The 17,694-nt window shown below is 65.7% G+C and carries 15 protein-coding genes; all 15 read right to left on the bottom strand.

Annotated elements, in window-relative coordinates; translation table 11 throughout:
* Window positions 1-1,377 (bottom strand): flagellar protein export ATPase FliI, encoded by a 1,377-nt coding sequence (gene fliI, locus FHT08_RS19160; protein ID WP_055826855.1) that lies wholly within the window; start codon window positions 1,375-1,377, stop codon window positions 1-3.
* Window positions 1,374-1,994, bottom strand: coding sequence for a FliH/SctL family protein (locus FHT08_RS19155; RefSeq protein ID WP_166776399.1), 621 nt, complete (start codon window positions 1,992-1,994; stop codon window positions 1,374-1,376). The genes fliI and FHT08_RS19155 overlap by 4 nt, the downstream gene beginning before the upstream one ends.
* Window positions 1,991-2,980 carry a flagellar motor switch protein FliG gene (gene fliG, locus FHT08_RS19150; protein WP_016904678.1) on the bottom strand — a complete coding sequence of 330 codons (990 nt, stop codon included), beginning with the start codon at window positions 2,978-2,980 and terminating at the stop codon, window positions 1,991-1,993. The genes FHT08_RS19155 and fliG overlap by 4 nt, the downstream gene beginning before the upstream one ends.
* Window positions 2,981-2,990: 10 nt before the next feature.
* The gene (gene fliF, locus FHT08_RS19145; protein ID WP_166776397.1) at window positions 2,991-4,721 is read right to left on the bottom strand and encodes a flagellar basal-body MS-ring/collar protein FliF; all 1,731 of its coding nucleotides are present in this window, start codon (window positions 4,719-4,721) and stop codon (window positions 2,991-2,993) included.
* 13 nt (window positions 4,722-4,734) lie between these two features.
* Complete coding sequence (gene fliE / locus FHT08_RS19140; RefSeq protein ID WP_166776395.1) at window positions 4,735-5,106, bottom strand: flagellar hook-basal body complex protein FliE; 372 nt, start codon at window positions 5,104-5,106, stop codon at window positions 4,735-4,737.
* 1,017 nt (window positions 5,107-6,123) lie between these two features.
* Window positions 6,124-9,633, bottom strand: a complete 3,510-nt coding sequence (locus FHT08_RS19135) for a glycosyltransferase (protein WP_208409145.1) — start codon at window positions 9,631-9,633, stop codon at window positions 6,124-6,126.
* An 87-nt stretch (window positions 9,634-9,720) separates the two neighbouring features.
* Window positions 9,721-11,244, bottom strand: a complete 1,524-nt coding sequence (locus FHT08_RS19130; protein WP_166776391.1) for an FkbM family methyltransferase — start codon at window positions 11,242-11,244, stop codon at window positions 9,721-9,723.
* Window positions 11,241-11,864 carry a UDP-3-O-(3-hydroxymyristoyl)glucosamine N-acyltransferase gene (locus FHT08_RS19125; RefSeq protein ID WP_166776390.1) on the bottom strand — a complete coding sequence of 208 codons (624 nt, stop codon included), beginning with the start codon at window positions 11,862-11,864 and terminating at the stop codon, window positions 11,241-11,243. The genes FHT08_RS19130 and FHT08_RS19125 overlap by 4 nt, the downstream gene beginning before the upstream one ends.
* Window positions 11,854-12,999 carry an aromatic ring-hydroxylating dioxygenase subunit alpha gene (locus tag FHT08_RS19120; protein WP_166776388.1) on the bottom strand — a complete coding sequence of 382 codons (1,146 nt, stop codon included), beginning with the start codon at window positions 12,997-12,999 and terminating at the stop codon, window positions 11,854-11,856. Before FHT08_RS19120 ends, FHT08_RS19125 begins: the two co-directional genes overlap by 11 nt.
* Window positions 13,000-13,012: 13 nt before the next feature.
* Window positions 13,013-13,657: a NeuD/PglB/VioB family sugar acetyltransferase gene (locus FHT08_RS19115; protein WP_104537448.1), complete on the bottom strand. Its 645-nt coding sequence runs from the start codon at window positions 13,655-13,657 to the stop codon at window positions 13,013-13,015.
* Window positions 13,654-14,391: an SDR family oxidoreductase gene (locus FHT08_RS19110; RefSeq protein ID WP_166776386.1), complete on the bottom strand. Its 738-nt coding sequence runs from the start codon at window positions 14,389-14,391 to the stop codon at window positions 13,654-13,656. The genes FHT08_RS19115 and FHT08_RS19110 overlap by 4 nt, the downstream gene beginning before the upstream one ends.
* Window positions 14,388-15,152 carry an SDR family oxidoreductase gene (locus FHT08_RS19105; protein WP_104537446.1) on the bottom strand — a complete coding sequence of 255 codons (765 nt, stop codon included), beginning with the start codon at window positions 15,150-15,152 and terminating at the stop codon, window positions 14,388-14,390. Before FHT08_RS19105 ends, FHT08_RS19110 begins: the two co-directional genes overlap by 4 nt.
* Window positions 15,149-16,189 (bottom strand): ketoacyl-ACP synthase III, encoded by a 1,041-nt coding sequence (locus tag FHT08_RS19100; protein ID WP_166776384.1) that lies wholly within the window; start codon window positions 16,187-16,189, stop codon window positions 15,149-15,151. The genes FHT08_RS19105 and FHT08_RS19100 overlap by 4 nt, the downstream gene beginning before the upstream one ends.
* A 5-nt stretch (window positions 16,190-16,194) precedes the next feature.
* Window positions 16,195-16,419: an acyl carrier protein gene (locus FHT08_RS19095; RefSeq protein WP_104537444.1), complete on the bottom strand. Its 225-nt coding sequence runs from the start codon at window positions 16,417-16,419 to the stop codon at window positions 16,195-16,197.
* A gap of 64 nt (window positions 16,420-16,483) precedes the next feature.
* Window positions 16,484-17,593 (bottom strand): DegT/DnrJ/EryC1/StrS family aminotransferase, encoded by a 1,110-nt coding sequence (locus FHT08_RS19090; RefSeq protein ID WP_104537443.1) that lies wholly within the window; start codon window positions 17,591-17,593, stop codon window positions 16,484-16,486.
* Window positions 17,594-17,694 lie beyond the last annotated feature (101 nt).

Genomic DNA, 17,694 nt, shown 5'->3' with positions numbered 1-17,694 from the left:
TTAGTTCTCGGGTTCGACCAGCCGCTGCAACGCGGACAGGCTGTCGGGCAGGTCGGCGGCGCGGTGGACGTCCTGGCCGAGGAAGTCGACGATTTCCGGCCAGCGCGCCAATGCTTCGTCGGTGGCCGGGTCGCTGCCGCGCTGGTAAGCGCCGATGGCGATCAGGTCGCGGTTGGCGGTGTAGGCCGACAGCAGGCGCTTGAGCTTGCGGATGCGCAGGCGCCAGGTGTCGTCGGCGATGTCCTGCACCACACGGCTGACCGAGGATTCGACGTCGATGGCCGGGTACAGGCCGCTGTCGGCAACCCGGCGCGAGAGCAGGATGTGGCCGTCGAGAATGGCGCGCGCCGCGTCGGCGATCGGGTCCTGCGGGTCGTCGCCTTCGGTCAGCACGGTGTAGAAGGCGGTGATCGAGCCGCGCCCCTTGGCGCCATTGCCGGCGCGTTCGACCAGCGCCGGCAACTTGGCGAACACGCTCGGCGGATAGCCGCGGGTGGTCGGCGGCTCGCCGACCGACAGGCCGATCTCGCGCTGGGCCTGGGCAAACCGGGTCAGCGAATCCATCAGCAGCAGCACGTTCAGGCCCTGGTCGCGGAACCATTCGGCGATCGCGGTGGCGCGATAGGCGCCATGCAGACGCGCCAACGGCGGGCGGTCGGCCGGGGCGGCCACCACCACGGCGCGGCGCAGGCCTTCTTCACCCAGGGTGGTTTCGACGAAGTCGCGCACTTCGCGGCCACGTTCGCCGATCAACCCGACCACGATGACGTCGGCCGAGGTGAAGCGGGTCATCATGCCGAGCAGTGTCGATTTGCCGACGCCAGAGCCAGCGAACAGGCCGACGCGCTGGCCGCGGCCGATCGGCAGCAGCGCATTGATCGCGCGCACGCCGACGTCCAGCGAGGTGGTGATCGGTTCGCGCGCCAGCGGGTTGATCGACACGCCGGCCATGCTGACGCTGCCTTCGCCGCGGATCGGGCCCTTGCCGTCGAGCGGGGTGCCGTCGCTGTCGATGACGCGGCCGAGCAGGCCTTCGCCCACTTCGACGCCGCCACGGCGCCGCGAGGGCACCACGCGGGCGTTCGGCAGCAGCCCATGCAGCTCGGCGCTGGGCATCAGATAGGTGCGTTCGCCGGCAAAGCCGACCACTTCGGCATCCACCCAGCCGCCGTCGACTTCGACCTTGCAGGTGGCGCCCATCGGCGCTTCGCAGCCGGTGGCCTCCAGGGTCAGGCCGACCGCGCGACGCAGGATGCCTTCGCGGATCAGGGTGCGCCCGGCGGTCGGCTCCAGCCCGAGTCCGCTCAGCCGGGTGGCCAGGCGCAGGTTGCGCGCGTCCAGCCAGTCGGCAGGGGTGGCACCCAGCAGGGCGCTCACAGGCCTGCTCCGGATTTGCGCATGACTGTCTCCAGCGCAGCCCGCAGGCGCGCGTCCAAGGTTCCGTCCACGCGCACGCTTTCGGCGTGCACGCGCAGGTCGCCGCGGCTCAGGCTCAGGTCCGGCGCCACGCGGGTGGTGCTGCTGGGCGCCAGATGCGGCAGCAGCGCGGTGATGTCGTCCGGGTGCAGGCGCACTTCCACCTCGCGGCCGGCGCCGCCGACCGCATCGACGGCCTCCTGCACCAGCTCGGCCAGCAGCTGCGGGTCGGCCTGATAGGCACGCCCGACCAGCGAGCCGGCGATGCGCACGGCCAGTTCGCCGAGCGCGCCAACCACTTCGTTTTCCAGCCGCGCCAGCGGGCGGGTGAAGTTGTCCAGGATGCCGTCGATCTGCGCGGTCAGGCGGCGCACTTCGGACTGGCCCTGGGCAAAGCCTTCGGCATGGCCACGCGCGAAGCCTTCCTGCTGGGCGGCGTCCTCGATCGCCTGGATCTCTTCCAGGGTCGGCGGACGCAGCACCGGTTCGAGCATGGCCGGCTCGTCGTACTCCGGCGCCGGCGGGGCCGGCTCCAGGTGCAGGTCGGGGGCCAGCCAGCGGGTGACGATGTCGTTCATACCATCGCCTCCGCACCGGCGCCGCCCAGGCTGATGGCGCCTTCGTCAGCCAAGCGGCGGACGATGGTGAGGATTTCCTTCTGCGCCGCTTCCACGTCGGCCAGGCGCACCGGGCCGCGCGCTTCCATGTCCTCGAGCAGGATCTCGGCGGCGCGCTGGGACATGTTGCGGGTAATCTTCTCGCGTACCTTGACGTCGGCGCCGCGCAGGGCCAGGCCCAGGCGCTCGCCGGAGACTTCGCGCAGCAGCGTCTGCAGGCCGCGGTCGTCCAGGTCCACCAGGTTGTCGAACACGAACATCAGGTCCTGGATCTTGCCGGCCAGGTCGGCGTCGATCTTGCCGATCTCGCCCAGCACGCCCTGGTCGGCGCCAGTGTCAAGGAAGTTGAGGATGTTGGCGGCGACCTTGATGCCGCCCACGTTGGACGACTTCAGGTTCTGGTTGCCGGAAAACTGGCGCTCCATGATGTCGTTGAGCTCGCTCAGGGCGTTCGGCGGGATGCCGTCCAGGGTGGCGATGCGCAGCAGCACGTCGGCGCGGGTGCGCTCGGGCAGCAGCTTCAGGGCCTCTGCGGCCTGGTCGCTGTCCAGATGCGCCATGACGATGGCGATGATCTGCGGGTGCTCGTTGCGCACCAGGTCGGCGACCGCGCGCGGGTCCATCCACTTCAGGGTGTCCAGGCCGGTGGTATTGCGGCCGAGCAGGATGCGGTCGATCAGGCCGCCGGCCTTGTCGGCGCCCAGCGCCTGGATCAGCACGTTGCGGATGTAGTCGTCGGCGCCAACGCCCAGCGAAGTCTTGCCGGCCAGCTCGCCGTTGAACTCGTCCATCACCTTCTCGACCTGGTCGCGCGAGATACCGGTCATGGTGGCCATGGCGATGCCGATCTTCTGCACCTCCTTGGGGTCCATGTGCTTGAGCACCTCGGCAGCGTCGCTTTCCCCAAGCGACAGCAACAGTACGGCGGCGCGCTGTACGCCGGTCATCGGTGGTGTATCAGGCTTCACTGGCGACCCATCCCTTCACGACTTGTGCGACACGTTTTGAATCGGCTTTGACTGCTTCGCGTGCGACCCGCATGCGTTCTTCGTAGGCATCCGGCAGGGCGATCGGGGTCTTGCGGTCCTGACCGAGCTGGGCAGTGTCCTCTTCCAGACGGGGCACCAGGTCGTCATCGTCGACCATCCGCACGTCGGCGCTCTGCGGAGTGCCATCGTTGCCGCCCTTGGCCTGCTTTTCCTTGATCGCGGTCACGCCGGTGAGCTGGCGCAGGGTGGGGCGCACCACACCGAACAGCAGCGCCAGCACCACCACCGCACCGACCAGCAGGCGCAGACCGTTCTGCACGCGCGGGTCTTCCCACCACTTCGGACCTTCCTCGCCGGCAACCGCTTCGCGCACGAACGGGGCGTTCATCACCGACACCGTGTCGCCACGGGCCGCGTCGAAGCCCACTGCCTGCTTGACCAGGCCCTCGATGCGGGTGAGCTCGGCGGCCGTCAGCGGCTGCTCGACCAGCTTGCCCTTGGCACCGGGGCGCGGGACGTTGTCCAGCAGCACCGCCACCGACACCCGCTTGATGCGGCCGGCCGGCTGGCGGGTGTGCTGCAAGGTCCGGTCCAATTCGTAGTTGCGGGTGGCGCTCTTGGAACTTTCGGTCGGCGCGGCCGGTGCGGCGGCCTGGCCGTTGGCGGCGGCCGGGGTGCCCGGTGCACCGGCGGTGGCGTTTGCGGCCGGCGCCGGCGGCTGGCCGGGGCTGTTGCTGGTGGCGCCCGGGGGGCCCTGCGGGCCGGTGGCGCTGGTGCTGGTGTCGCTGACCTGTTCGCTGCGCAGCTTGGCCGGCTCGCCGTTGTAGAGCTCGCGGGCCTCCTCGACCACCGAGAAATCCATGTCCACGCTGACTTCCGGGTTGACCCGGCCCGGGCCGGTCATCGGCTCGAGCAGCTCGCGGATACGCTGGTTGTAGGAGCTTTCCTGGCGGCGCACCTGTTCGAACTGGGCGGCGTGCTGGGCGGCATCGCTGTTGGGATCGGCGATGGAGAGCAGGCGGCCGCTCTGGTCGACCACGGTGACGCGCTCGGGGGTCATGTCCGGGATGCTGGAGGCGACCAGGTTGACGATGGCATCGACCTGGTTGCGCTCCAGGCCCTGGCCGCCGCGCAGCTCCAGCACCACCGAGGCGCTGGCCACGTCACGCTGGCGGGTGAAGGCGCTGGGCTTGGGAATGGCCAGATGCACACGGGCCTCGCGTACCGGGCGCAGGGTGCCGATGGTGCGCGACAACTCGGTTTCCAGCGCGTGCTGGTAGCGGGCGTTTTCCACGAACTGGCTGACGCCGAAGCCGGGGTCCTTTTCCATCAGCTCGAAGCCGCCGCCGGTCTCCTTGCCGGTCAGGCCGGACCCGGCCAGCTTCAGGCGGGCGTCGTACAGACGGTCCTGCGGCACCGAGATGGCGCCGGTGTCCTGGTCGATCTTGAACGGGATCTGCGCGGTGCGCAGCAGGTCGGCGGCCTCGGCATTGCCCTTGTCGTCCAGGCCGGTGTACAGCGACTGGTAACCGGGCTTCTGCGACCAGAAGAACACTGCCAGACCGGCCGCCACCGCCACGGCGATCATCGCCATCATGGTCAGCTTGCGGGTGATCTGCAGGCTGCGGACACGGTCGAACCATTGCCCCGCCTTTTCGGCGTTCTGGTTCATGTTTTCTTTGGTGATCGCGAGAGCCATGTGTCGTCAACCCTTACAGCGGCATGTTCATGACGTCCTGATAAGCCTGGACGAGACGGTTGCGGACTTCCACGGTGGCGCGGAAGGCCACCTGGGACTGCTGGGAGGCGACCATGACCCGTGCCAGATCGGCACTGGGGTCGCCCATTTCGAAGGCCTTGGCCAATGCGCCTGACTTCTGCTGGGCCTCGTTGACGCCGCCGATGGCGCCGCGCAAGGTCTCGCTGAAGCTCGGTGCCTGGGTGGCCGGTGTTCCCTGCGTGCCGGCCAGCCCCTGGATCTGATTGCCGCGCGCCGCATCGCCCACCGCGCCCATCGAGCCTTGGCCCATCTGCGTCTGGTAGCTGCGGATCTGCGAGAGGATGGAGGTAACGGAGTCGCTCATGGGTACGGTCAGCCAGGGAGGCATCCACACCAATGCAAGCGGCGTGCCGAAACCGCGCCGGAATTCCGGCGCCGGGGGCGGGGAGGGGGCTTCAGGCAGCCGCGGATGGGTCCGGCGCTGGTGATGGCGCGGGGGGACTTCGGTGCAGGGCTTTGGGTCTGTGGCGTGGTTGCGGGAGCAGTGCCCGCTCTCCATCGCGCGATGTGCCGCCCCGTGCCATCAGGCTCTTATGCAGTATCCGTACCGCATGAAGTCCCGCGACGGTCTGGGGACAAGGAGTAGTCGAGATGATCGGTGTGCACGCTCATCAGAGCGGTGCGTGCTACACCTTGTCCGATACTGATGCGACGGCTTGACGTCCGACGTCCGACGTCCGACGCACGTCGCACGGCCAGCGGCTTTTCACATGACCATCGATCAACTTTCACGTTGGTTGCGAAGCAGCGGGTTTTGCGGCTTGGCTGCAGGGCCCTTGCCCGCCCACCATCGCAGGACACGCCGCAAGTACGTCCTTGTAGGCTCTTACGCGGCATCCATGCCGCGTAAGGTCCCGCGACGGTGGGCGGGCAAGGACCCAGCGAGATGGTCGGTGTGTGGTTGCAAGCAGGCCATGGCGTGCATCGTCCGGATCACCTTGTGTCCGACAATTTTCCCGTCACAAGCTGAGCAACGGGCGGGCGTCCAACAAGCAATCGATGGACCTCTCGGCATCTCAATACCTCGCAATAAGCGTGGTTTTTTTACCTGACCACCGACCAACCTCTTGGTGCGGTGTCCTCGCCGGTTGCGGGACCGTGTGGCGGCATGGATGCCGCCACCGAGCTCCACGGACGGATTCATGGCGTGTCCCGCGAGCGGTGAGGGCACCGCACCCTCGACCGACTCCGCGTTTGAAGGCGGGCAAACGACGCTACGACTCCACATCACTGTCGCTGCAAGCCGATTGAACCGGCCGGCTTTGCTTGGCCTGATGACACCATGCCCCGGAAGCGGCGCCCACACCGCGGCTTCGATCGACTAATCCGGCAACCACGCTTGGCGCCACTGATCAAGATTGCTTCCGGTCAGCATCCAGTCGCGGCGCACCACGTCGCGCAACGCCGCACCCTTTGCTGCCGAAGCGGCCGGGTCGACCAGATGCTCGCGGATCGCGCCGATCCAGTCGCGGTAGCGGTTCTTCACCAGAGTCACCGGCAGGTTGCCCTGGTAGCAACGCACATCGCTGGCGATCACCGGATAGCCGCAGGCGCCGTATTCCAGCAAGCGCAGATTGCTCTTGCACGCGTTGAACAGATTCTGTTCCACCGGCGCCAGGGCCAGATCCAGATCCAGCGCCGCCAGTGCGGCCGGGTAATGATCGATCGGCACGCCGGGCTGGAACTGATGGATGTGCTGGCGCAATGCGAACGGGTACATCCCCATGAACACCCATTCGACCTCGTCGGCCAGCTCGCGCACCACATCGGCGATCAGCTCCAGGTCGCCGGTGTGACTGGCGCCACCGGCCCAGCCGATGCGTGGCTTGCCGCCCTGGCGTTGCCTAGATCCGCTGCGCGCGGGCAGGTGTTCCCACCAATGCGGCGGCAGGCGGTTTTCGGCCACGCGGATGTCGCTATGCAGTCCGGCAAACGCCTCGGCCAGCGCCTGGGTGGACACCACGAAGCGGTCCACCATGCCCAGCCCGCGCCGCACTGTCTTGAGGATGTCCTTGGGCATGTGCTCGCGATGCGCGTTCTTCAGCGGCAGCTTGGGCAGGTAGTCGTCCAGCTCGTAAACCTTGAAGGCGCGCGACAGCGCCTGCATTCGCCGCATCGCTTCCAGTCGCGGTTCGCCGACCTGGCGTTGCAGGATCACCACGTCGGGATCCTGACGCGCCAGCTCGCTGATCTCCAGATAGCCGTTGAACAGTACACCTTCGACCACGCCGGCTTCGCGCAGGGCGCGCAGCGGCTGGATCACCCGGTAGTGCCCGCAGCCTTCGACATCGGCGGGCAGGGCGATCATCGTCGGCAACGGTCGCCACGACTGCAGCGGCCGCCAACTGGCGCGCGGGTCGGCCAGCTGGAAGCCGGCGCCGGGATCCAGCGAGAAGCCCGGGTTGTAGGCCGGGTCGTTGGCCATCACCGGCAGCCAACGCGCATACATCGCTTCTTCGTCGCGTGCAGTGGCGGGCGTCGCGTCGGGCGGGTCGATCAGCAGCTGCGCGCGCGCAGCGTAGACATTGAGATAGCCGGCCTGCTGCAGGCGCAGACACAGATCGACATCGCTCCATGGCGCCAATGCCGGTTCCTGCGCAAAGCCGCCGGCGTCCAGAAACAGCTGGCGCGGCAGCATCAGGCATTCGCCGCCGAGCGCGCTGTAGTCCTGATCCAGCTGCAGGCGCTGCAGATAGCCCGATTCGTCGAACGCCGCACCGTCGAAGGCGCGTGCTGCCGGTGCGCCCAGGCCCAGCAGCAGGCCGGCGTGATGCACGGTGCCGTCGCCGCGCAGCAGCTTGCCGGCCACCGCGCCGACCTCCGGGCGCAGCGCGTGGTTGAGCAGCTGCGCCAGCCAATCGGCCTTGATCGCTGCCGCGCCGGCCGCCAGCCACAGCAGCATGTCGCCGCGTGCTTGCTCGGCCGCCGCATTGCAGGCCGCCTCGCGCGTGGGCTCACCTTCGAAGCGCAGCACGCGGATCTGTTGCAGCCCGAGGTTGTCGATGCCTGTCAGCCAGTCGCGCAGCGCCGGCTCGGTGCTGTCGCTGCGATCCAGCAACAGCAATTCGTAGTGCGGGTAGCCGGTGTTGGCGAGCACGCTTTCCAGGCAGCGCTGTACCTGCGCCAGGCGGCCATCCACCAATACCAGAATGCTGACCATCGGTTGCTGCGCATGGCGGTAGTCCACCGCATGCCGGCCGGGACCACTGCTGCTCACCACTGCGTCCACGTAACCGCGCGCGGCAAGATGGCGGCTGATGGCGCGCTGTTCGTCTTCGTCGTCATGCCGCGTGGTGGCCGATGCCACCAGCAAGGGCTCGGCGATGTGCCGGATGCAGGCCAGGCCGTAGCGCTCGACCAACCCAAGCTGGTAATCCAGTTCGAAGGCGTCGCTCGTTCCGGTTGGAAAGCCGCCAGCGGCCCGCAACGTGCGGTGCCGGAACAGCCAATGCCGCGACATCGTCGACGGCGCACTCAACAGCATGTCCAGATACAGCGCCGGCCGCATCGCCAGCCCCAGCTGACCGTCGTCCAGCGCGACCACTTCATCGGCGTAGACGGCCTGACACTCCTCCGGCAGCACCAGCATCTCCAGCGCCAGCATCAGCAGGCCGCTGGCGGTGAACAGGCTGCCGGCTTGGACCAGCAGCACCCAGTCGATGGACTGTTGCGTGGCGATGGTCCGATTGAGTGTGGGCACCAACCCGTCCGGACCGATCAGCACACCGCGCTCGCCGTGCTCGTCGGCCTGCTGCGGCAAGCTGCTGATCACCCAGGTCTGCTGGTTCCGATAACACGCCACCGCCGCCAGACTGGCCTGGGTTGCGGCCACCGCTGCCGCATCGCCGTCGCTGTCGACCACCAGCACTGCGATCTGCGGGCCGCCCGCATGCATTTGCAGGCGCGCATCGATCAAGGCGCGCTGCACGTTGCTCGGATGACGCACCCCCAACCAGGTGGACGGCGACACGCGCTCGGCCATTCCTGCGCTCTGCATCAGCGCGTTGACCAGATCCACCGACTTGAACACGCGCGCCTTGTGCGGGCTAAGCGGGGCGACGCGCACCTGGCGGTTGTCGCCGCTTTCGCGTCGCCAGCCGAGTTGGCGGATGCCCTGGCGCAGGTCTTCGTGGCCTTGATCGCCGATGCCCGGCTGATCGCGGCCGGCCTGACTGAACTGCGCGCCGGACACGCGGAAATGCGTGAGCGGGCCGGACAGCAAGGCCAGGTTGCCGTGACGCAGTAGCTTGACGTAGATCGCCAGGTCACCGACCCAGTGGATGGCCTTGCCGTTCAACATCATCAGCTCGCCACCCAGCGCCACCAGGTCGGCGCGCCGTGCAAGCACGCAACTCGGCTCGCCGATGAAGTTGATGGCATGGTCGGCCAGGAACGACACCAGCTCCGGCCCGTCGATCAGCACGTCGTCGGCGAACGGGAAGCTGGTCGCCAGGATGTCCGGCAACGGCGCACCGTTCTCGTCCACACGCAGCCGGCGCGAGGATGCCAGCACGGTGCCGGGGTTGCGCTCCATTGCGCCCACCAGCTGGGCGACGCAGTCGGGCTGCAACACGTCGTCGTCGTGCAGGAACTTGATGTAAGTGCCCTGCGCAAGGCCGATCCCTTTGAGTTTGCTGCCGAGCTCGCCCAGGCGATCTGGATTGCGGAAATAGCGGATCGGGAAAGAGCATTCCAGTGCATACCTGGCGACACATTGCTCGATCAGCGCATCGACACTGTCGTCGCAGACGATCAGCTCTAGCCTGGGGTAGGACTGCAGAACTGCGCTCCTAAGCGCTTCATCGAGATAGCGCAGCTTGTAGGCGGGCATCACGATGCTGACAAGCGCACAGGTGGCGGAGCGATCTTCTGGGTGGGGCATCATGGGACAATGGGCAGGTGGTGAGTTTCCCCAGGCTTACTCTGCCCAGGGTGGCGGTGCGGCACCGGCGACGGGCGATGCATACAGAACGAGGTCGTAGTAGTGCCCGGGAGAGTGTTGGCGTAGGCGGAAGTGATAGCCATCGACCAATTTGTCCAGTTGTTCCACGATATCCAGTAGATCCTGGGCGTAGTGATACACGCAGATAGCCATGCGCGGGCGCTGGGTACGGATGAGGTTGGATGCGCCTTCTAGTGCCCTGGCTTCGAACCCTTCGATGTCCAACTTCAGCAGCGTCAGCTTTTCCAACTCGTCGTCCAGGCGCGTCGTAGCCACGGAGATTCCGCCATCCGGCGTTACATGGCTTGAAACGGTGCCGGTCTCCTCGAAGCGTAGCGTCGTATGTTCGTTGGAAATGGCTTTTTCGATGGCCTTGAAGTTATGCGGGGGTAGGGGGAGCGCGCTCGCGATACCCTCCAATTTCTGGAAGTTGATGCTGTCGGGTTCAAAGGCGGTGATGCTTTCGTAGTGATAGCGGGATGCTTCTAGAAACTTGTGCACGATGGGGCCCTGGAAGGCACCGCCATCGCAGAAATGTTCACGCTGGCCCAGCTGGAACGTGCTGCTATCGGCGTATGTTGAAAAGTACTCGTTGATCGGCGTAGCCCAGCAGTCCAACAGGAGGCTGGAATCGTAGGTCAGGCGGAACAACAGGTTGCTGTAGAGCGTAAAGACGCTGAAATCGTCGTCCAGCCGATCCGCAAAACGCAGAAAATCGTCCAGGCGCGCAAGCGTGCGCTGACGGTATACCCGGGCAGGCTCGTATACGGCGGGCAACCCACAGTGAGCAACGGCCAGGCAGGCATCTACCCGTTCAATGCCTGCTTGCTCGCACAGCTTGCGGGCCAGGCCCGATTCTCCCGGGCCGTAAGAAAAATCGATGGCCAATGCCTGGGAATGCTGGGCCGCTTGTTCGATGAACTGGCGCGAGCTCCAACGCGGTACCCCATGAATGGTATCGCTGTCACTTGGCTGGTCATCGACGGCGGCAATTACATGGCTGGAGCGCTGGACGATCTTTGGGCCATAAATGTCGCCAATGCCCGAGCGCGGTTGGAGCAGAAAGAGGGGGCGCTGCTCGAAATGCGGGATCAGCGGATCCAAGCAAGGCGCAACGCTCAGTTGCTCGATGCCCGCGCTGGTGCACAGGTCATTTGCAAACGCCCGTCCGCGCGGACTGCAAGAGAAATCGATAGCGATCGCATCGGCATACTGCCCCGCCTTGGCAAGAAACTCCTGACTGCTCCAGCGCGGCGCGCCATGAATGCGGTCCAGGTGGATGCTCTGGTCATCAATTGCGGCAACAACATGATGCAGGTCGGCAACCACCCTGGGACCGTGCACCATGCCGGCATAGGACTCGGGAGCGACGAGGAATACAGGGCGGTTGGCAATCGCGGGTAGGCGCGCAATGACATCCTCCAGTACAGGGCGCTCCTGCTCCGCAATACGGAGAATCCGTTGGCGAAGCTGCTCATTTCTTGAGTTCATGAACGTCATCTCTCGTAGGTATGAATAGGGGCGTCGTAGCGGGCGTCGAAATACGTCTTGGCAGGCACGTCCTCGCAGTAGACGCGCGGCCAGCCAAGTTCGCAGCTTCGTCCCACCTTGACGCCCCCACTCACGATGGCGCCGGTCCGCAGGATGCTATTGCTGCCGATCTCCACGCCCGCGCCAATTTGCACACCATTCTCTATCCAGCATGACGATTTGACGCGGCACGCCGGTCCGAGGTGCGCGCCGGCATGGATGACGGTGTTGTAGTCGATCCTGCACCCGTGCCCGACGACAGCATTGGCACCCACGAATGCGTTGAGCCCGACGATCGAGTCAGAGCCGATGGCTGCGCTGGGGTGGATGAAGGGCTCCAGCTTGAAGCCACGTTCCATCGCTGCCTGCATCAGTTCCATGCGCTTGAAGTTGCCGAGGCGTTCGTCGAAAGCCACGAACATGGCCCCGTCGGTCGGATTCAGTCCATCCAGCACGCCCAGATCGAATTCGTGTCCCGAATCTTGTGGCACGTCGATCCTGATGACCGTCTCGTCCTGACGCGCCTGTTTCCAGGCGTGAAAGGCCAGGTCGAGGTAGTCGCTGCGGCCGACGATCCACCTAGATTTCATGTTCGGTCTCCATCAGCATCGTGTACCAGCGTTCGACCAGGCGATTCATGGATTCATAGGCTCCCTGGGTGGGCAGCGGAGCGTCTGCGTGCAATGCCGCCTGCACCCGCTCCATGATGTCGACGTCTTCGCCGACCACCACCTTGCTGCCGTGCATCTGTGCCAGCAGCACTTGGCTGGAAGAACCGTAAGGCTGTTTCCTGCGTGCGCTGAACCAGTAGATCTCCAGGTCGGTCCGGTCCGGTGCGACGGGGATGTGGTGTTCCAGCGTGAAGGAATAGCCGCCGTTGGCACTGGCGATATGCAAGTTCGGGAAGGCCAGCCAGTTGAAGTAGGCGTCCTGCTCGCCCCAGCGTTCCACCTTGTCGTGCCAGCCGAAATGCTTAAGTTCGGGGATGGGCGCGTCAGCCCCACCGAAGCTGAAGCGACGCATTTCGCACCGCAACGCCGCGGGCGATGTGCCCTGCAAGGCTTCCATGGACTCCCTGGCTTGTTCCGCGTTTACCTGGGGAACGAAGCTGACGCTCTTGGCCAGGGTCTTGGGGTGGACGAAGCGCGGGTGGTTGGCGTCCCGCAGATTCTCGTAGGCCAGCTTCCAGTTGTACCGGCCATGCCATGTGGTCACCATGACCTCAGTGTCATAGGCGTTGGAACTACTCTCCAGCAAGGCGATGAAGTCAGGCGAAAACTGCTCCTCAAGCGGCATCGGGTCGGGATCGAGGTTGACGAACAGCAGGTTTCCCACCTCACGCAAGGCGAACTCCCGCAACTTCAGGCCGCGTCTTTGCTCCTCGTCGAAGCCGTAGACAGCCGCGCACTCGGGGATGTTCTCAACCCGGCCCTCGGCGTCGTATTTCCATGCATGGTAGGGGCAGACCAGCGGGCGCTTTCCCACCGCCGCGGTCTGCAGCATCGCGCTGCGGTGCAGGCAGACGTTCTCGAACGCGCGCAGCCGGCCCTGAAAGTTCTGGATCAGCACCGGAATGCCGGCAAGCCTGCGGGTGATGAAGCAGTTGTTATCGGGCAGCAGCGTTTTCAGGCCGGCGAACAGCCAGACCTTGCGGAAGATCTTGCGCTGTTCGCGGGCGAAGATGTCCGTCGACAGGTAGTAGTTGGGGTGCATTCGCGAACGCATTGGCGCGGCTTCCTCAGGAATCCTTGTGGTAGATGACCCGGGCCGGGTTGCCGAACACGCTGGCGCCGGCCGGCACGTCCTTGACGACGACCGCACCGGCACCGACCACTGCACCATCACCGATGTGGATGCCGGGCAGGATGGTGGCGTGCGGGTGCACGATGGCACGCACACCGATCCGCGCGCCGCCGCCGACGAAGGTCATCGCCCCTATCTGCGCGTAGTCACCGACATGGACGTCGTGCCCAAGCATGGTGTTGGCATGCACGTTGGCGAAGTCGCCCAGCCACACGTCGGGGCTGAGCTGTACGCGATTGCACAGGAAGCAGCCCTGGCCGATGTGCACGCGCGGGCTCAGGAACGCACCGGTGAGAATGGCGATGAACTGCGCGCCCCGCGCCAGCAATGGCTGCGCATAGCGCTGGCGCGAATGCGGATCGCCGATCGCGCAGACGAAGCGTTCTTCGTCCTGCGGCTGGTACGCGAGCGGGCTGCCGACGATGGTCAGGTCGCAGCCCAGACCGTCCAGTATCTGCGGGCGCGTGTCCAGAAAGCCCACCGGACGCCACTGCACTCCGCATGCCGGATCGCTCTGCATCTGCGCCAGGACCTCGCGACCCCATCCGCCTGCGCCGACGATCAATGCGGGATGGGTCATAGGATCGAGCCGCCGTCCATGACCAGACTGGTTCCGGTGACCCAGCGGCTGGCGTCGGCCAGCAGATAGATCGCGGCGTTGGCTACGTCCTGCGGCTCACCCAGGCCCAGCGGATGCCGCGCCTTCTGCGCATCGAGTTGCTCTGCGCCCCACATCGGTGTGGCCACGGCAGACGGAGAAATGCCGTTGACCCGGATCCTGCGCCTGGCCTGTTCGAGCGCAAGGCACTTGATGATGCCGATGAGGCCGGCCTTCATCGCCGAATACGGCCCTACGCCGCGCGTGCCGAGGTGCGCGGCAGTGGATAGCATGAACACGATCGAGCCCTGCGGGGCGATGGCATTTGCCTGCAGCAGGCGCTGCGTCAGCATCACCGGAGCGAGAAAGTTGACCGTGTACATCTCGGTCATCGCCGCCTCGCTCAGCTGGCGGATCGGGCAGTGCTTCTGCATGCCCGCGCAGTGCACCAAGCCATGTACCGTCGTGCCCGCCGCAGTCGCCAGTGCCTGGCGATCGGCGGCGCTGGTCAGGTCGCCGAGCACGCCAACGTGGCCCGTGCCCTGCAGCTGTGCCTGGGTTTGCGCGAGGCGGTCCCTGTCGCGGCCGGCGAGAACCAGGCGGGCACCTCGCTGCGCGCAGGCGATAGCGATCTGCCGGCCTAGCCCCGACGACGCTCCCGTCACCAGGATTGTCTTGCCGTCGAGCGAAAACGCCGTGCGTGCCGGCGTGTTCATGCGTAGATGTCCATCGGCACGGTGAGCCCGCCGTCCACGACAAAATAGTTACGGGTGATCCAGCGGCTGGCATCAGCCAGCAGGAACGTGGCGGCGTAGGCGACGTCCTCCGGCTCGCCCATGCCAAGTGGCGTCAGTTCAAACAGCCCTTCCATATTGCCGCCGCTGCCCTGCAGGCCATCTAGCAGCGGCGTGCGTACGTAACCGGGGGCGATACAGTTGGCGCGGATGCCGTTCTTGGCAACTTCCTGCGCCAGCGATCTCACCATGCCGAGCAGGGCGCTCTTGCTGGCCGCGTACGCGCTGCTCGCCATCGGCCCGATGTGCGAGGCAACCGAAGCGACGAACACCAGCGAGCCGTTCGCAGCGATGCGCTTCTTCGCCAGCAGGCCCCGGGTCAGCAGCATCGGGGCGAATGTGTTGCTGGAAAAGATGTCGTCCAAATGCGCCCGATTGACCAGGCGCAGCGGAACCAGCCGGGAGATCCCGGCCGCGTGCGCCATTCCGTCCAACACGCCGACGTCGGCGACCAGGCGATCGATGTCCTCCTGTCGGTCAAGGTCTGCCGCTATCGCCACGTGCCCATCGCCCGGCAACGCCTGCAAGGTCGAGGCCAGTCGCGCGCGGTCGCGTCCGCTGATCGCCAGCTGGGCACCAAGCTCGGCGCAGGAAATGGCGATCTGGCGGCCGATGCCCGAGGAGGCGCCGGTGACGAGGATGCGTTTGCCGGCAAGCGAGAAAGGGTCGGGGGCACTACTCACGATTCGATCAGATCCGGAAACACCGCACCCTCGATGTCCACCAGGCAGGTGCCCCACGACAGCCCGATGCCGAAGCCGCACAGCAGCACGCGCTTGCGGCCGGTTTCCAGTTCCTTGTTGATGCGTGCGGTCATGGTCACCGGCAGCGAGGCGCCGCTGGAGTTGCCGAAGTCGCGCAGCGTCGAGGGCACCTTTTCCACCGGCAGGCCGAGCTTCTTGCGGATGGTTTCGTTGATCATGCGGTTGGCCTGGTGGAACACGAAGTAATCGATGTCCTCCTTGCCCACGCCGGTGTAGTCGAGCAGTTTCTGCACTGCCGGCGGGATGCGCTGGGTGGAGAAGCTCAGCACCGCCACGCCATCCAGGATCAGGTCCACGCCACGCCGCCACGGGCCGTCGGGTTCTTCGCGGAACGGAATCAGGTGCTGCATGGCGACCGGTTCGCGGTGGCCACCCACCGGCAGCATGATTGCCCTGTAGCCGCTGCCATCGCTGTTGAGATCGAAATGCATCGGCGGCGCGTCGGCGCTGAATTCCAGTGCGGTGGCGGTGCCGGAGTCGGAGAAGATCGGGTCTTCCAGATTGGCGCTGCGGTCGCCGACCAGCAGCAGGCCTTTCTTGACGCCGCCGGCGGCGATCATCGAGCCGAGCAGGTTGATGCCGAACGGGTAGGCCGAGCAGCCCAGGTTGACGTCGAAGGCGACCGTGGCATGCGACAGCCCCAGCCGGTCCTGCAGGATGATCGCGGTGGCCGGGATCGGATAATCCGGCGATTGCGTCACCACGATCAATGCATCGATCTCCTCCCGCTTCCACTGCAGTTTTTCCAGCAGCACCTGCGTCGCATCGAAGGCCAGGTCGGAAAAGCACTGCCACTCCGAGGCCATGCGGCGTGTCTCGATGCCGATGTTGCGCACCAGCCGCTCGCGCTCGGAGCGGATCTGCGGCCGGCAATCGGTGAGATTGGACACCACCCGCTTCGGCACGCATGTCGCCATGCCGGCAAAGCGAACGTTGTGCAGCGTGGAGGTCGGCATGGTGCTTACGCCTCGGTCAGTCTGTAGAGGTCGCCCACGGTGACGGCGGCGGTCAGGTCCTCGCCGGTGATGGTCTTGCCGTACTCCATGTCGAACATCACGATCACGCCCAGCGCGGCCAGCGAATCCCATTCCGGGAGTTCGAGCAGCACGGTGTCGGCAGTGACCTCGACCGGCTCCTGGAAGTCGGTGGCGGCGATGAAGTTCTCGATAAACGTTGCCTGGGTCATGCGTTCTCGCCTGGTTGCCTGTTGAAGATGCGGAAGTCTGAAAAGAACATGGAGCCGGTTGCCGTCATGTCGCCCGTTGCCCGGCGATCAGATCGGCAATGGTATCGACCTGGTCGCGGGTCAGGCCAGGAAAGATCGGCAGGCACAATACCTGTGCCGCCACCGCACGCGCGACCGGCAGCCATGCCGGCGCCGAGGAGGGCAGGGCCCGATACATCGGGAAATCGCTGATCAACGGATAGAAGTACCGCCGCACCAGGATGCCGTGCTCGCGCATCGCTTGGTATAGCGCATCGCGCGACAGCGGGTAGTCGTCCTGTACCAGGATCGGGAAGTAGGCGTAGTTGGCACTGGCATGATCGGGCCGCGCCACGCAGCGCACGCCGCGAACATCGCTCAGGCGCTGCCGATACTGCGCGTCGATGGCGCTGCGCTGGGCGATGGCATGATCGATGTGCTTGAGCTGCAGCAGGCCGAAGGCCGCGCTGATCTCGTTCATCTTGCCGTTGATGCCTGGCGCCACCACCGTGGTCTCATCGACAAAGCCGAAATTCTTCAGGTGCCCGATGCGCTGATAGGTCCTTTCGTCGGGGCAGACGATGGCGCCACCTTCGAAGGTGTTGAACACCTTGGTGGCATGGAAGCTCAATACGCTCAGGTCGCCATGGCGCAGGATCGAGCCGCCATCGTCGCGCACGCCGAAGGCATGTGCCGCGTCGTAGATCACCTTGAGGTTGTAGATGTCGGCGATGCGCGTGATGGCAGCGGTATCGCAGGCGGTCCCGTAGCAATGCACCGGCATGATCGCGGTGGTCTGCGGGGTGATGGCCGCCTCGATCTTGGACGGATCCATGTTGAGCGTCACCGGATCGATATCCACGAACACCGGCGTGATGCCTTTCCACAGCAGCGAATGCGCAGTGGCCACGAACGAGTAGGGCGTGGTGATCACTTCCCCGGTGATGCGCAGCGCCTGCAGGGCGGTGATCAACGCGGTGGTGCCATTGGTGAGCAAGGCCAGGTGCGGCACGCCCAGGTACTCGCACAGCGCGCGTTCGAGCGCGCGATGCATGTCACCACCATTGCTGAGAATGCGGCTGGTCCAGATCTGCTCCAGGTAGGGCAGAAATTCTTCCAGCGGCGGCAGCAGCGGGCTGGTGACAGGGATGGGCATCAATGTCTCGGCAGGTGCTGGTGAATGTCGGGGTTCCATCGCAGCCGACGGCTGTGGAAGGGGTGATCGTGCTGAAGCAAGCGCTATGCCAGCAAGCGGGG

The sequence above is a fragment of the Xanthomonas sp. CFBP 8151 genome (genome assembly GCF_011761885.1).
GTDB lineage: Bacteria > Pseudomonadota > Gammaproteobacteria > Xanthomonadales > Xanthomonadaceae > Xanthomonas > Xanthomonas arboricola_B.
This window is presented reverse-complemented; position numbering and strand designations above follow the sequence as displayed.